The sequence below is a fragment of the Paludisphaera soli genome, from assembly GCF_011064595.1.
Lineage (GTDB): Bacteria > Planctomycetota > Planctomycetia > Isosphaerales > Isosphaeraceae > Paludisphaera > Paludisphaera soli.
This window is the reverse complement of the sequence record NZ_JAALJI010000007.1, coordinates 307,024-320,712: the sequence shown is the minus strand read 5'-3', so window position 1 is coordinate 320,712 and position 13,689 is coordinate 307,024. Positions and strand designations below refer to the sequence as shown.

The following is a 13,689-nucleotide window of genomic DNA, read 5'->3' as shown; positions in this document are numbered from 1 at the left end:
ACTAGGAGCATGACGAAGATCGCCACGTCCTCGACCGAGGCGACGGCACGCCCGCTCGTCGGGATCGGCCCCTCCATAAGGCCCTCGGCGACCTTCCGGTAGATGGGCAGCTGATGGAGATATCTCTCATCGACCGCATGACCCGACGTGGAACCTCTTCGGGCGGTCGTCTTCTTCGCCGAGGACATGGAGGCCGGAGCGACGGCGGCGGACGCCCTGGGCCTCCCGAGGCGCTCACGCACGAACTTCCCGGTCAGGCCCTCCCCGAGGACGACCTGGCCGAGCAGTTCCTTCAAGGTCTTGATCGAGATCCGACTCGTCGACCGGAACTCGTCGAGGCGATCGACGACCTGCCGGGGGAGCTTGGCCAACGTCCCCATCGTCATGTCTTCCAGGCGGCCGTCGGGCGACCACTCCAGCCGGGCGGGCGAGCCCTTGATCTCCACGCCGTCGATGGGCTTGTCGGGGTTCGCCGCCTGCCAGCGGTCGTACTCGACCTCCGCCCAGACCTGGATGTGGGCGAAGAGGGTGCGGGCGTATCGGTCGCCGAGGTCGCCCTTCATCAGCAGGAAGTAGCCGTGGACGCCCTTGCCGTTGGTGGAGGGCTCGACGTACAGATTCGGGAGGAACTTCTTCAGATGCTCGGCGAAGGCGAGGGCGTGTTCGAGGCATCCCCTGCGGTGGCAATCGATGTCGATCATCCCGAGGACGAGCTTCGTCCCGGCCCTGCCGTCGGCGGCGAAGTAGAGCGTCCGCTCGCCCGAGAAGTGGGCCGTCATCTTCTTCCTCGTCCACCTGTACCTGCCGTGCCGCCGGGCGTTGAACGCCTCGATCACGTCCGCCTTCGTCGGCCGGGCGATGCCGCCGTCCCACCTCCAGCCGAAGTCCCACGGGCTGATCAACGGGGCGAGGAACTTCCAAACTTCGCTCATTCTCTTCTTCATAACGCTCACGCTTTACAGCTGCATCTCCAACTTGCCGTTATCAACGGCGGCTCCCCTCATGCCTGCTGGGCATGATCCTCATAAGACGGCCCCTTCGAGCAGCCCGGCGATTATCAACGCCTTGGCCCGGTCCGACGCCCAGGCGAAAACGGCCCCGTCGCCGTCCCGCACCTCGCAGCCTGATTCCCCGACCCGCACCACCTCGAACGGCGGCCTCAGCGCCAGGCCCTCGGCCGGATCGGGGGCTGCGGGCTCGGACGCCCGCTCGACGACCGACCAGTCGGGCTCGACACGGAGCTTGCGGGCCAGTCTGAGGATGTCCCGCTCCGAGAACAGCCGCTTGTTGGCGATCCTCTTCTCTGGCTCGGGGACTTGCCGGGTCTTGAGCTGATAATCGATCTGGTGGGGTCGACATCCCAGGATCACGGCGACCTCGCCGAGGAGATAGTGCATCGTCATAGAGCCTCCATGCTCTATCTATTCGGAAGATTTGATTTTGCGATAGAAAATCGCCACCATAATCATACAATATTCCATGATACAATATCAAGACTCCGCCGGGCGGCTGATCGTCGCCGTATCCATGCGAATCCGCCACGCAGGGCGGCTCGCCTACGTCTTCGTGGACGGCCGGAAGGTCGCCGAGTTGGCCTCGATGGGCGAGGCGGCGGGGTATGCCAGGTCGGTCGCCGACGGGCGGTACGAAGAGCTGTCGGGGCTGCCCTGCGACGACTGACGGGGTGGAGAACGGCCAACCGCTCCACTCCACTCCTGTAAGGAGATGCCGCCCCGGTGGAGTGGAGAATCTCCACCCGTTCCTACCGGTTTGCGGCTCAAAATGGCGGACTCTGGTCGGAGGGCGTTGATCCTCCCTCCACTCCGAATCCGGAGTTGCTTCAAAAAGCGGGCCTGAGATTCGTTTATCACTTTGGCGGCTTTCTGGCCGCCTGGCACAGTGACATGCGACTACAAAACAGGGGTGGATGGCAACTCTAATCTGTGCAAGCCAACGCTTGATTCAAGTTAATAGTAATTGCATGCTAATTCTAGCCGGCCCTCTGCGGGGTGGAACTCCGGTCGCCGTGCCCTTTCAGCTTCGACGGACTTGCCGAGTTCAACGCCGGGCATGCCCGCATCCTGGAGGGGTGGGGCCTGTTCGTCGATGACGTGAACCCGGTCGCCCGTACCAACGTCGCCCCCGAGGTGGGCCCGCCCGCCGAGCCGGTGCCCTACGGGTTCTCGCATTCGAGGCCCTGCGACCCGTCGCTGCCGCCGACCTTCGTCGTCGCCGGGGCGGGGGAACTGCCCGAGGGTATCCTGGCGGCCGAGGGGATGGTCCGTGCCGGGGGCACCTCCCCGGAAGGCATCGCCGCCAAGGCGACCTTCGTCATGGACCTCATGGAGCACCGATTTCGGGGCCTCGGCGGCGACTGGCCCGCCGTCACCGCCTTTGACATCTACACGGTCCACCCGATCGACCGCCTCCTACCGGAGGTCATCCTCCGGCGTGTCGGCCCGGCCGCCGCTCACGGGGTCCGGTGGTTCTACAGCCGCCCGCCGATCGTCGGGATCGAGTACGAGATGGACCTTCGGGGCGTTAGGACAGAGTTGAGGATCGACTGACCCGGCGAGTCCCGATCACGAGTCAGGTTTCGAGAACGTCCCGATACATCGGATCGAGTCCCGGCCGATGATCGACCTCAAAGTCAGGGGTATCCAGAGGCATCTCGCTGCGACCATCGGCGAGACGATCACCCGCTACGAGACGGCGGAACTCCTGTTCGACGATGGCACCTGGGGAAGCAGGCCCGACCTCCCGATCCGCCTCTACACCGGCTCGGACAGGCTCCTGGCTATCTCATGGTCACGGTTCGATGACCTGTGGCTCACCGATGATTCGTCCCTCCCGTTCCCGATCGGGGACTCGACGATCCGGTGGGTCAGCAACGGCGTGGAGGGGATCAACGCCGCCGTCGGTGCCTCGATCGGATCGGTGATGCTCGGCAAAGGCGAGATGTCGATCGGAGGGAATCCGGTCGAGATCTGGACGAGGTTGGTGATCGGGCTTGATCAAGGCTGGCTGGAGGTGTTCAACGCCCTGGACGAGAACGGCTACGCCTTTCATGCGGATCGGCCGGCCGGGGTCTTCATCCCGTGTCTTCCCGGATCATAGACCACCGCATCAGGTCTCCGACGACCCCAGCCGTGAAGCGACCTCGGGATCGGGTACCGAGTTGACTTCCTCCCGTGGCGTGACCAGCCGCTCGTAAGGGGCCATCGCATTCTCCCGCTGCTCGGCCACGAAGTCGGAGATGTCCTCGACCCCGAGCAGCCACTCCTTGGCGTACCTGGCCAGGACGTCGCCCCGCAGGCCGGGCTGGATGGCCCGCTGCTCGACGGGGATGCCGGACGGCCCGTGGTCCGGGTCTTCCAGAAGTGGATGATCTCCGGGAGCCCGTCCGAACGGCGGGGGCCGGGGAGCAGGTCCAGGAAGAAATCGGCGTCGTGCTCGTCGTAGGACAGCAGCCCCTTGGGGACGACCCTGACCGCCTCTTGGCCTCCAACTCCGTTGCCATCCGGGGAGACGACGAGCGAACGCCGCAGTTCTTGACGCCCCCGAGCCGTGAAGTAGGCGCTGTAGCCGTCCTTCCACAAGGACCGCTGGACGCTTTCCTTGCCCTCCAGAGTCTCAAGACAATCCACGACTTCTTGGATGGATAAGCTGGCGTGCAGGGCGATCCGCCGGTCCTCGACATAGCCCGCCGAGTCAGTCGTCAACTCGGTCATCGCTTGGAGGACCTTCCGTGCCGGACCCTGCAGCGCCATAGCCCGTTCCCCCTGACTACGTTCTGGCCTAAGTCTACCAAAGTCATGGCGTTCCGGTTAAGATGCAAGTCTCCCGGTGGGGATGATTGGTTTAAGTCGAAGTCTCCTTCTAATCTTCGAGGCGTGGTCGTGAAGTTGCACGGTGCCCAACGTGCGATCCTGCAAGCGCTTAGAGATCTCCATGACGGAGGTTCCGACTTCGTTGCCGACGCCGATATTTCCCAGAAAACCCAGATTGCCTTGCCGCACGTTCAAGATTGGCTTCGGACTCTCGAAGAAGGGGGCTTGGTCGCACTGACCCGCACCATCGGGGGCTTCGAGGCCCATATCGAGGCGAAGGGTCGGCTAGCCCTAGAGCAGTATCGCCCTTTCTCCGGCGGTGTCGGCACCGAGAGCACCTGGCAGCCAGAGCAGGATGCCTATGATCAGACGCCTAGACGCTCGGAACTCGTGATCGACTCGTCCGGCAACTGGGTCCTGCTGCACGACCACTTCTTCAATGCGAAGTCGGTGCGGCAGAGCGGCAGTATCCTGACCGTCGTGGTCCCGTCGAACGGCTCTGAGGACGATGCCGCCTTGCAGGCAATCCGAGCCCCTCGCAGGGGCAGGGACGACTCCATCGCCTATGCCCATCGCAACGATGCCTTGATCGTGGCCGTCGAGCACGTCGAGTCGGAGTCGGCGGGCGAAGGGCTGGACTGGACTGTCCGGCTCAGGCCGAAGGACATCGAGTACGGCGGGCGATCCACCGAGTCAGCGACCCAGGTCGACGGCAGGCATTTTACAGCCGACGACATCGCCGAGCTTCGTGCCCGCCGCATCCTGCTGAACGACCCGCCGCCGCCGACCAACGAACACCGGCACTTCGACGACGCCGCCCTGCTCGAAATCTTCATTCAGGGAACCGGCGCTCACTTGCCCGTCGAGCGGTGCATTATCCGTGATCTGTACAGCCAGTTCAGCAGCGATCCGGCACTCTACCTTCGCCTCGCCCGGCTGGCGGCGATCTTCGCCCTGAAGGCCGGAGATGTCGTCGAGCAAGTCACGAGACTGGCACTGGGGCCGATTGCAGATGGCGGGGTCCAAGTCGCTTTCAGGGGGCGGCGGCGGAAGAAGTACACGAATCGTGACCCCCATGTCATCGAGTTCGAGGGGGTCTGTCCCCTGTCCTGAGCATGTCCCTCCGGGTCTGAACTCAGCGTGCCGATAAACGGGGTTACGGCCATGATGAAGCTCGAAGGCGGCGAGAGGATGGTGCTGACTACCCTCCGGGACCTCCAAGGGGACATGTCCGGCTACGTGGAGGACAGCCGCATCGCCGTCGAGTCCAAGATGCAAGTCTCGGATGTGCGAGATTGGTTGGAGACACTCGAAAGCAAAGGACTCGTCGAGAGGGCTCGGAGGACCGAAGGGTTCAGCGCCTACGTTACCGCCAAGGGTAAGCAGACGCTCAGGATGAGCGAACCGTTGCCGAAGGCGAATTCAGCGAGCCAAGGGACAGGCGACTCGGGGCAATCGGTTTCGCTGCCCCTAAACGATTTCATTAGGTATCCTTCAATTCAAAGCAAACCCTCCATTACATTGGCCGGAATGAATAAGGTTCTTGGGTGGAAACTCAGCGACTCGGAGCTTGAATACTCCCGTTCACTATTGTCCATTGATCTGGGAAAACTCCAAAGACTGACTGCTCATTCAAGGTTGCTCTTTCTACACATATTGGAACGGGCGCAGCCTAATACTTCACTGTTTCGTGTAACAATCGGGGTGCCTGGTGGCATGGCCGTGATGATCGATGAACTCGAAGGGTATCTCCGGTTGGAGCCAGAGAAGCTACGTCGAGAGCTTGCGGTGCTTGAGCATTCTGGAATGATTCAGGTTAATCAAGACGCCGAAGGTAACGGCTATATTGAGGTGATAGCTTGCAACTCGGGGTGGAACGCTTGGCCTGACATCAAGCAGTATGCAGAAACATCAGGAATTAGTTTGAATGACATCATTGTAATGCTGGATTTTAGCTTGCTCGACCGTGTTTGAGCAGCGAGTGCCTTGGTGCTTATGAATAAGACAATGTGCAAGCTGTTATTGAAACTGACAAGAATGTGCGGAATCGGCGTGAAGTAAGGATCGATCGGCTGCGACGGATGGGTCGAGAAGGCAGAAGGTCGGCTGTTCGGCAGCAAGACTGAGGTGAGGCAATGGCCAAGCTCTTCGGCGCTCAAAAGCTGGTCCTCCAGGCGGTCCAGGACTCGCCCAAGGACGCCTCCGGCTATGTCGCCGACGGCCAGATCGCCCAGCGTACCAGCATCGCCCTCAAGGACGTGCGTGACTGGATCGAGACGCTCGAAGGCGAGGGTCATGTCGAGGTCGCACGGACTGAGACGGGACTGTGCGCCTCGATCACGGCGAAGGGTCGGCTCCAACTCGGCTTGTACGAGCCGATCCCCACTACACACGGCACCTTTGCCGGTGCAGGCTCTTCCGAGCCACCTCGAACTGAGTCGCCCCCAGCGGCCACCGCCGAGCCCCCTACTGCCCCGACAGCCCAACCGCCATCGCCCCCGGTCCCACCTCAGCCGACCTGGCCATCCAGCGGACCGGAGGCCGTCACGCCGACAACTGGCGATGTAGACGGCTTTCAGGTCGTGCTCCTGATCCACGGGATCAGGACTCAGGCCCACTGGGGGCCGATGGTGGCGTCTAAACTCGAAGTCCCCGGCCAGATCGAAGTCATCCCGATCCGGTACGGCTATTTCGACGCCTTTCGGTTCTGGTTCCCGTTCTGGACGAGGGGCAAGCCGATCGAGCAGGTCTACAAGCAGGTCCGGGTGGCGGTGCAGAAATACCGGAGGGAGCGTCCCGAAGCCAAGTTGTCGATCGTCGCCCATAGCTTCGGGACCTACGTCGTCGGGGAGATCCTGAAGCGGGAGTTCGACCTCAAGATTCACCGACTCATCTTGTGCGGTTCGGTGCTGCCGCAGGACTTCTCCTGGGAACAGTACCAGGGTCGCTTTGACGACGACAAGGTGGTCAACGAGTGCGGCAAGGCCGATATCTGGCCGGTCCTGGCCCAATCAGCGAGTTGGGGCTACGGGGCCTCGGGGACGCACGGGTTCTTCAACGAGGTCCTGGTCAAGAACCGTTTTCATGGCGGGGGCCACGGGCAGTATTTCGAGCCGGAGTTCGTGGAGAAATATTGGGAGCCATTCATCAAGAAGGGCGGGTACGAGCGAACGGAGTTTGAGAAGAAGATGCCCACGACGCCGTGGCGGGTGTCGGTGTTGGGGATATTGCCGCTGAAGTGGCTGCTCGCAGGTTCGTTAGCTGGGATGATCGCCTTCGCAGGTTATGTGGGTGTGAATTCTGCTTCGCAGGTTTCTCCTGGAGATGCGAGAGATAGCAGTCTTGTGAGACAGAATACGGAACCCCGATCAGGCGAGCGGTCCCTGCCACCCGAGCCGGTGTTGCCCGAGGATATTGACATCGCTTCGGCCTCCTTCATGGACTACGAGGGCGATGCCCGTGCGCCTCGCCTCGACCTCAAGCTGACGAACATGGGGTCTCGACCGGCATTCATCACACAGGTCAGGGTCAATGTCAAAAAGACCTGGCGGCTGAGGGACTTGCCGCAAATCCCCGGCGTGGTCGTGCCGCCCGGTCACAACTACGTGATCGAGTTGAGGCCGAGCGACCAGCCTTATCAGGTCGTCGAAAAAGTGTCCGAGGGTCTGCACAAGGACGATTTCGGCAGGTTCAGCCTTCAATTCGTGGAGGACCCCTGGCCAGCCAGCAATACGATCTACCTCGCCGACGTTGAACTCGTGGCCAACAGCGATGAGACGGTCTACACGATCAAGGACATCCTCTTCCTGATCACGATGTTCGGAACATCCTTCCCTGACCAGCGAAGCCTCGGCGAGTTAATTCGAGTGGCGAACTACCTGGGCCAGGAGTTCGATGTGCGGACGATTGAGGAGGCGTTGAGACTGAACAAACGCATGCTTCTGGAGGTGGCCGAAATACGAGCCGTCAAGAATCTGGCTCTGCTCGAACTGATCGAATCTGCCAAGGACTCTTCAATTGGAGAGTCCTGACGGGCAGATGACGGCTCGATCAAGTCGAACCGGAAGAAGGCAGTCCGGGCAGGAATCGGAGCGGTGGTGGCCGGGGCGAAAGGCAGCGGAGACCGCCGGAGCGCCGAAGGTTCTCTCACCTAAGGAACACACGCAGCGGGCCACTACATGCGACACCGACCTGCTCGACGACATGGCCGCCGTGAAGGATCTCGGCCAGAAGTTGGGGGCCGAGAACGTGCGGAAGATCGTTGGCCTGTTCGAGTGATTGTTCCGATCTTCTGGACACCAGAGCGTTGAGTCGTCGGCATGCGGGGCATCGTGACGTGGGAGCCGCTACTGGGTTTGCTTCAAGTATCTCGGCTCTCGTGGATCGCTTCCTGCCTCATGAGAATTCTTGTGCCCGGTGACTGCCCGCTTCGGATAACCCCGAGCCGATTGACGACCAGAGGGTCGGCCACGGGGTAGACTTCCTCCCGTGGCGTGACCAGCCGCTCGTAAGGGGCCTTCGCATTCTCCCGCTGCTCGGCCACGAAGTCGGAGATGACCTCGACCCCGAGCAGCCACTCTCTAGCGTACCTGGCCAGGACGTCGCCTCGGAGCCCAAGTTGGATCGCCCGACGCTCCAGCGGGTTCCCGGCAGGCCCATGGTCGGGGTCCCATTGAAGCCGGACGTCGGAGCCGGCGACGGCCCGCCTCCACTCTTCTTGCGTCCCATAGACCTCGGGCGTGAAGGAGGAGTGGACCGCCAGCCGGAGGATCTCGTTGAAGGCGTGCCGCCGCAGCCGGACTGCGAGCGTCACCTCCTGGCCCTCCTTCGTGCCCCAGCCCGAGCGGTACATCATCCACAAGAAGTTCGGTTTGACCCAACTCATCCGGCTCAGGCTGAACTCGCCGCCGAAGTAGCCGTTCCGGGCGGCGAAATGGCCGATCTCGGGCCGGTACGCCAGGTATATGACGACCGAATCAGCGTCGAACTGGGCCAGGATGTGGCGGCCGGACCGGGGCCAACGGGCGTTCTGGGAGAGGTAGGGCTCGGTGATCAGGTTCATGGCGGTCCAGCGAACGTCCTTGAGGCAAGGAACTCGCTGAGGATTTTGTCGGTGTCGAACGGCGTCACGCCCTCGTGGGCCGAGAACACGGTATCGGCACGGTCCCTGACGGACGACTCGCCCCTGGCCTCGGCGTGCATCAGGAACAGGTCATAGAGGTTGGGCCGGTCCAGCCCGACGACCGCCCGTGCCAGGCGGGTGAGGTTGTCCCGGTTGGCGTGGACGTTGTTGGCCCACCCCGCACTCCGCAGGGCGACGTCGGCCCAGACGACCCGCCGCTCTCGCAGGTCCAGGACCACCGGGACGCTCGCCGTCGTGTCGCTGGCCAGGTCGATCCTGTCCCGGACCGTCCGGGCCTCGAACACCTCGCCCGACTGCGGTCGCTCCCTCGCCATCCAGCCGGCGAAGCACTCGGGCAGGTCACAGTACGGCTGCCTAGTGAACGAGTTCAGGCTCATCACCACGTAGCGGACGCCCCCGGCCAGCAGCGCCACGACGTCCAGGTCGATGAACTCACAGGCTCCCTCCGGGGCGTCCACGACGTCACCGCTGTGGCAGCAGCCGAGGGCGGGCTCCCGCAGATTGAAATAGGCGACGTAACCCAGACGCTTCCAGTCCTCAGCGAGCAGGACGGCCGAGAGGTCGATGTCGGTGCGGTGGTCGCCGTTCTTCCACCAGAGGAAGAAGCGGATCGTGTTCCCATCGGGCAGGTCGAGCCGGGAGCCCCTGGCCACCGTCCGCAGTGCCTTGCTGGCCGACCGGCGGGCGAACGGGACGAGGTAGTCCCTCAGCCCCTCGTCCACCCAGACCTTACCCAGCGGCGGCAGGGCGGCGAACCGCCGGACGAGGGCGGCCCGCACGCCGTCGGCGACCGAGGCCGTCATGTCGTGCGGCAGCGGGGGCAGGGGCTCCTCCTTGACCTGCACCTTGGCGACGTTGCCCTTCGGGAAGAAGGTCCGTAGCAAGTGCGGCTCGGAGCGCCCCTTGAAGTGGTTGTAGACCTGGACGAGCACCGGGGTGGCGACCCTATCGGCAACCCGGAGGAACGATTCCACGCAGCCCGGACCGCCCCCGAGCCGAAGGATGTGGTCGAGTCGGCGTGCGAACACCCCCGGCCTCTGATGGAGGAGTTCGATGACCGGGCCGAGTTCCCGACCCTTCAAGCCGGCCTCGACCTTCGAGTTGAAACCCGTATACGGCCTGTCATTGCGAATCGTGTCGAACGCCTCGTGGACCTTGGGGAAGCGGTCCTTGTACTCGGAGGGATGGAGGATTTCCCCCAGCCGGGTCCAGTATCCCCGCCAGCGGAGCATGTCCTCGGTGATCTCGCCGCAGTCCTCCAGCGCCCGCAGCAGGAACCGCCGCTCTCGCCGGGTGAACTTCTGGAACTTGGTCGGGGCCGCCAGCGACACGTCGCCGCCTGACAGAACGACGGCGACCCGGAGCACGTCGGTGGCCGTCTTCAGGTGCGGCAAAAGGAACGTCGGCTCGGACCGCTTCAGGAGCAGCCCGGCCAGGAGGGCGAGGTTCTCCTTCTGCGGGACCTCCGGCGGCAGGAGCCGTAGCAGGTCCTCTCCGTAAGTCCCGACGAACCAGGCGACGGCCGCCTTGTCGTCGTCCGAGAGCGAGCCGTTGGACCCGACCAGCCCGGTGAAGATCCGCTCGAAGTCGGCTTTCGACCCCAGGTCGATGACCCGCAGCCGGACCTCTTCCTTGAGCGGGTCCCGTTCGGCCTTCGGGTAGCTCGGCAGGATGACGTAGCCCGGCTGGCCCGTGACGTCGGCCACGAAGCTGCCCCAGTAATGGGCCATGGCGTTGACGTAGAGTTCCAGGTCCGAGGCCTCCATAACCTGGGCGGGGAAGTTCGGGTACATCGGGCGGAACTGCCGGTGGGCACCGACCATGGATTCGAGGACCGGGACGATCTCCTTGAAAAGTCGGGCGACCTTCTCGACGTGATGGGTCCGTAGCCTCTCGAACAGCGCCCGAGACAGGGCAAAGCCGAGCGACTCCAGGTTCTTGTTGAAGGTGGCGATCACCGATGTGGGGCACTCGCCGCCGCCCTCGTCGAGCACGACCCTGACCCGCTTCGTCAGGTAAATCGAGGTGTCGGTCGGTCGCACGTCCATCGATGCCGCTCGGGAGAGGTTACTGGGATGCAGCCCGAGGCCGATCCTCGACCGGAGGGCGATCGGTCCTGCGGGTTGGCCCGGATGGAAGAGGCGCAGGAAAGCGGCGGGGTAGTTTTTGTTCAGAAAAGAGAAGGAACCCACACCATAGCCTGTGCCAAACCACGAGGCGGGGGTCAGCCCTGCCGGCGGTGCCGGCGTCCCTCGTGCTGGGTTGATAGTTTACGGGGCGAGCCGCTGCCTCGATAGCACCCCGTACTCATTTCCGGGTCGTCCGGCCCGTCGTCCCAGCCGTCGCTCATGCTGCTGGCGATCGAGTCGAACGAACGAATACCGCACTGACACGCCAGGTTCCTCGGATGTTCGGGGCTCTTAGACCTTTCGATGGACGCAATGGCCTGGCGGGAGCGAACCGGGACCTATCCGAGAGGGTCTTTCTCGGACAAATTGTCGGTATCAGTAGGACGTCGGAAGGAGGCCGCCATGAGCACGCTGGTCGTCGAGGTCTGTGAGGTCAAGGCGGTCTACCCGCACCCCAACGCCGATGCGCTGTAATTCATCACGGTCAAGGGATGGCAGGTCATCGTCCAGAAGGCGCTGGGACTGAAGGCCGGCGATTGTATCGTCTACTTCCCGCCCGACACGGTGATGCCGCCCGAGTTGGCCGACCGGCTCGGCATCAACAAGTACCTCGCCCCTCTGCCGAGGGAGATCGACGGCACCCGCAAGCCGGGCCTACGGGTCCGGGCCGCCCGGCTCCGGGGCCAGCCCAGCTACGGGACGATCGACCACGCCGTCGATCCGGCCTGGGAGGTCGGCCTGGACGTCAAGGACCACTACAGCGTCACCAAGTTCGATCCGCCCGTGCGGCCGACCGACGGGGACGCCCTGCCGCCCGTGGCCGCCTTCCACGGCTACACCGAGATCGAGAACATCCGCAACTTCCCCGACGTGATCCGGCCCGGCGAGGAGGTCGTCATCACCGAGAAGCTCCACGGCAAGAACTGCCGTCTGGGGCTCATCCGGGTGCCGGGCGAGGCCGGCGACACCTTCGAGTTCATGGCCGGGTCGAACGACGTGAGGCGGAAGGAGGTGGACCGGAAGGGCAGGCCGTCGGACTTCTGGCGGCCGATGACCGAGGCGGTGCGTGACCTCCTCCGGCACCTGAGCGATGGCGAGCACTGCGTCGTCCTGTTCGGCGAACTCTACGGCAGCGGCGTTCAGGACATGGCCTACGGGCTGGGGGAACGGGGCCAAGGGGTTCCGGGCCTTCGACCTGTCCGTGGACGGGAAGTACCTGGGCTGCAACGAGAAGGCGGCCCAGTTCGCCCGGTTCGGGGTCGAGGCGGTCCCGCACCTGTACCGAGGTCCGTTCTCGTGGGAGGCGGTCGAGGAGCAGACCTACGGCCCGACGACCATGTGCCCGCCCGATGCGGCGGGGAAGTTCGGGGGCCGGGAGGGGTGCGTCGTCACGCCGGTCGTCGAGCGGTACGACCCGGCCCTGGGTGGTTCGGGCCGGGTGATCCTCAAGTCGATCTCGGCCGATTACCTGTCCCGCAAGGGCGGCACCGACGAGCATTGAGACACGGGGGAATCGATGGAGCCCAAGCAGGTGATCGTGATGCGTCGGGACCTGGGGATGAGGCGGGGCAAGGAGATCGCCCAGGGTGCCCACGCCGCCATGATCTGGCTGTCCCTCCGCATCCGGGAGCCCGGCTTCACATTCACCGAGGCCGAGGGTCGGTGGCTGGACGGGCCGTTCACCAAGGTCTGCGTCCGGGTGGATTCCGAGGAGGAATTGCTCGGGGTCCTCAAAGCGGCCCAGGAGGCTGGTGTGATGGCCCACCTGTGCGTCGATGCGGGTCGGACCGAGTTCCACGGCGTCCCGACACCGACCTGCTGCGCCGTCGGGCCGGACTTCCCCGACCGGATCGACCCGATCACCGGCCACCTCAGGCTGCTCTGACCGGAGGCGGCCATGATCACGAGGGTGATGACCCGGCCCACGCTCGTGCGAGAGCCTCATAGAAGCGGTCGGCCTCGGACTGCCTCGGCTGCCCGGACACCTGGCCGTCGCCGACCTCGACGATCATCCAGCCGCCGTCCCGCCGCTGGCCAGGTCCATCGTGAAGAAGCGGCTCCGCACGGCGGCGGCGACCCCGGCGAAGTCGTCGATCGGCGGCCTGGAGGCCCGATACTCCCCCTCGGCCCAGTAGGGTGCCCAGAACATCGGCTTTCCGTCGAGCCAGAACGCCCGGTCCTCCTCCGTCAGCGGCATGCCGCTCCTGGCATGGACGCCGATGGGGTTGAACTCGACGTACTCCCGGAAGACCAGCCCTTCGTTCAGGTCGTTCCCCTGGAGTTCAAGGAAGCGCCCTACAACCCGACCGACGGCCTTTCGGTCGGCCGCAGAGGGGATGAAGCAGGCGTCGGCCCATTCGTGCTTCCGGCTCTTCACGAAGTCCTTGACGATCACGGGGGCGTCCCCGAACGGGACCAGAGCCTCCATGATCCGCTCGATGCCCAGGTCGCCGGTCAGCCACACGGATCGTGGGGTGTGGCCACGGATGACTGGGTAGTCCTCGGGCAGGTAGTGGGCGTGGCGGTACTGATCGGGGTCGTTGATCAGGCGGATGTTCCTGGCGGCGAGGGCGTCATGAAGGACCCG

General features: G+C 64.0%; 12 protein-coding genes and 3 pseudogenes. 9 read left to right on the top strand and 6 right to left on the bottom strand.

The window, feature by feature from the left end:
• Both G6O68_RS12335 and G6O68_RS12330 read right to left on the bottom strand, forming a co-directional pair.
• Nucleotides 1-932 (bottom strand): annotated as a pseudogene (locus tag G6O68_RS12335) (hypothetical protein); the annotation flags it as partial.
• A gap of 90 nt (nucleotides 933-1,022) precedes the next feature.
• Nucleotides 1,023-1,403 carry a MerR family transcriptional regulator gene (locus G6O68_RS12330; RefSeq protein WP_165248085.1) on the bottom strand — a complete coding sequence of 127 codons (381 nt, stop codon included), beginning with the start codon at nucleotides 1,401-1,403 and terminating at the stop codon, nucleotides 1,023-1,025.
• Nucleotides 1,404-1,479: 76 nt separating this feature from the next.
• On the opposite strand from G6O68_RS12330, the gene G6O68_RS12325 reads away from it, so the two are divergent.
• The 3 genes from G6O68_RS12325 to G6O68_RS12315 all read left to right on the top strand — a co-directional run bounded on the left by G6O68_RS12325 (nucleotide 1,480) and on the right by G6O68_RS12315 (nucleotide 3,117).
• On the top strand, nucleotides 1,480-1,680 hold the full coding sequence (locus G6O68_RS12325) for a hypothetical protein (protein ID WP_165248083.1): 201 nt from the start codon (nucleotides 1,480-1,482) through the stop codon (nucleotides 1,678-1,680).
• 329 nt (nucleotides 1,681-2,009) lie between these two features.
• Complete coding sequence (locus G6O68_RS12320; protein WP_165248081.1) at nucleotides 2,010-2,567, top strand: hypothetical protein; 558 nt, start codon at nucleotides 2,010-2,012, stop codon at nucleotides 2,565-2,567.
• A gap of 67 nt (nucleotides 2,568-2,634) precedes the next feature.
• Nucleotides 2,635-3,117: a hypothetical protein gene (locus G6O68_RS12315; RefSeq protein WP_165248079.1), complete on the top strand. Its 483-nt coding sequence runs from the start codon at nucleotides 2,635-2,637 to the stop codon at nucleotides 3,115-3,117.
• Between the two features lie 9 nt (nucleotides 3,118-3,126).
• On the opposite strand, the gene G6O68_RS12310 is transcribed toward G6O68_RS12315, so the two are convergent.
• On the bottom strand, nucleotides 3,127-3,597 hold the full coding sequence (locus G6O68_RS12310) for a DUF4291 family protein (protein WP_165248077.1): 471 nt from the start codon (nucleotides 3,595-3,597) through the stop codon (nucleotides 3,127-3,129).
• A gap of 458 nt (nucleotides 3,598-4,055) precedes the next feature.
• Here G6O68_RS12310 and G6O68_RS12305 point away from each other — a divergent pair, with 458 nt between their 5' ends.
• The 3 genes from G6O68_RS12305 (at nucleotide 4,056) to G6O68_RS12295 (ending at nucleotide 7,861) form a co-directional block, all read left to right on the top strand.
• Nucleotides 4,056-4,943, top strand: a complete 888-nt coding sequence (locus G6O68_RS12305) for a hypothetical protein (protein WP_165248075.1) — start codon at nucleotides 4,056-4,058, stop codon at nucleotides 4,941-4,943.
• Nucleotides 4,944-4,994: 51 nt separating this feature from the next.
• Complete coding sequence (locus tag G6O68_RS12300; RefSeq protein ID WP_165248073.1) at nucleotides 4,995-5,804, top strand: hypothetical protein; 810 nt, start codon at nucleotides 4,995-4,997, stop codon at nucleotides 5,802-5,804.
• A 161-nt stretch (nucleotides 5,805-5,965) separates the two neighbouring features.
• On the top strand, nucleotides 5,966-7,861 hold the full coding sequence (locus G6O68_RS12295; protein WP_165248070.1) for a hypothetical protein: 1,896 nt from the start codon (nucleotides 5,966-5,968) through the stop codon (nucleotides 7,859-7,861).
• Between the two features lie 329 nt (nucleotides 7,862-8,190).
• Here the strand turns inward: G6O68_RS12295 and G6O68_RS12290 are convergent, their stop codons facing one another.
• The gene (locus G6O68_RS12290) at nucleotides 8,191-8,892 is read right to left on the bottom strand and encodes a DUF4291 domain-containing protein (protein WP_165248068.1); all 702 of its coding nucleotides are present in this window, start codon (nucleotides 8,890-8,892) and stop codon (nucleotides 8,191-8,193) included.
• Entirely contained in the window at nucleotides 8,889-11,021 is a 2,133-nt protein-coding gene (locus G6O68_RS12285) for a TerD family protein (RefSeq protein WP_165248066.1), read from the bottom strand. The genes G6O68_RS12290 and G6O68_RS12285 overlap by 4 nt, the downstream gene beginning before the upstream one ends.
• A gap of 648 nt (nucleotides 11,022-11,669) precedes the next feature.
• On the opposite strand from G6O68_RS12285, the pseudogene G6O68_RS33575 reads away from it, so the two are divergent.
• From G6O68_RS33575 to pth2, 3 genes and pseudogenes are all read left to right on the top strand, one after another.
• Nucleotides 11,670-12,197: pseudogene (locus tag G6O68_RS33575) on the top strand (hypothetical protein); the annotation flags it as partial.
• Nucleotides 12,198-12,303: 106 nt separating this feature from the next.
• Complete coding sequence (locus tag G6O68_RS12275; protein ID WP_165248064.1) at nucleotides 12,304-12,603, top strand: hypothetical protein; 300 nt, start codon at nucleotides 12,304-12,306, stop codon at nucleotides 12,601-12,603.
• 15 nt (nucleotides 12,604-12,618) lie between these two features.
• Nucleotides 12,619-12,987 (top strand): aminoacyl-tRNA hydrolase, encoded by a 369-nt coding sequence (pth2, locus tag G6O68_RS12270; protein WP_165248062.1) that lies wholly within the window; start codon nucleotides 12,619-12,621, stop codon nucleotides 12,985-12,987.
• A 16-nt stretch (nucleotides 12,988-13,003) separates the two neighbouring features.
• Here pth2 and G6O68_RS33570 read toward each other — a convergent pair.
• Nucleotides 13,004-13,530, bottom strand: a pseudogene (locus tag G6O68_RS33570) (ATP-grasp domain-containing protein).
• Between the last annotated feature and the right edge of the window lie 159 nt (nucleotides 13,531-13,689).

Excerpts from the sequence above, each read along its gene's own strand:
- G6O68_RS12330 (WP_165248085.1), bottom strand. The coding sequence starts at position 1,403 with ATGACGATGCACTATCTCCTCGGCGAGGTCGCCGTGATCCTGGGATGT.
- G6O68_RS12325 (WP_165248083.1), top strand. The coding sequence starts at position 1,480 with ATGATACAATATCAAGACTCCGCCGGGCGGCTGATCGTCGCCGTATCC.
- G6O68_RS12315 (WP_165248079.1), top strand. The coding sequence starts at position 2,635 with ATGATCGACCTCAAAGTCAGGGGTATCCAGAGGCATCTCGCTGCGACC.
- G6O68_RS12300 (WP_165248073.1), top strand. The coding sequence starts at position 4,995 with ATGATGAAGCTCGAAGGCGGCGAGAGGATGGTGCTGACTACCCTCCGG.
- G6O68_RS12295 (WP_165248070.1), top strand. The coding sequence starts at position 5,966 with ATGGCCAAGCTCTTCGGCGCTCAAAAGCTGGTCCTCCAGGCGGTCCAG.
- G6O68_RS12290 (WP_165248068.1), bottom strand. The coding sequence starts at position 8,892 with ATGAACCTGATCACCGAGCCCTACCTCTCCCAGAACGCCCGTTGGCCC.
- G6O68_RS12285 (WP_165248066.1), bottom strand. The coding sequence starts at position 11,021 with ATGGACGTGCGACCGACCGACACCTCGATTTACCTGACGAAGCGGGTC.
- pth2 (WP_165248062.1), top strand. The coding sequence starts at position 12,619 with ATGGAGCCCAAGCAGGTGATCGTGATGCGTCGGGACCTGGGGATGAGG.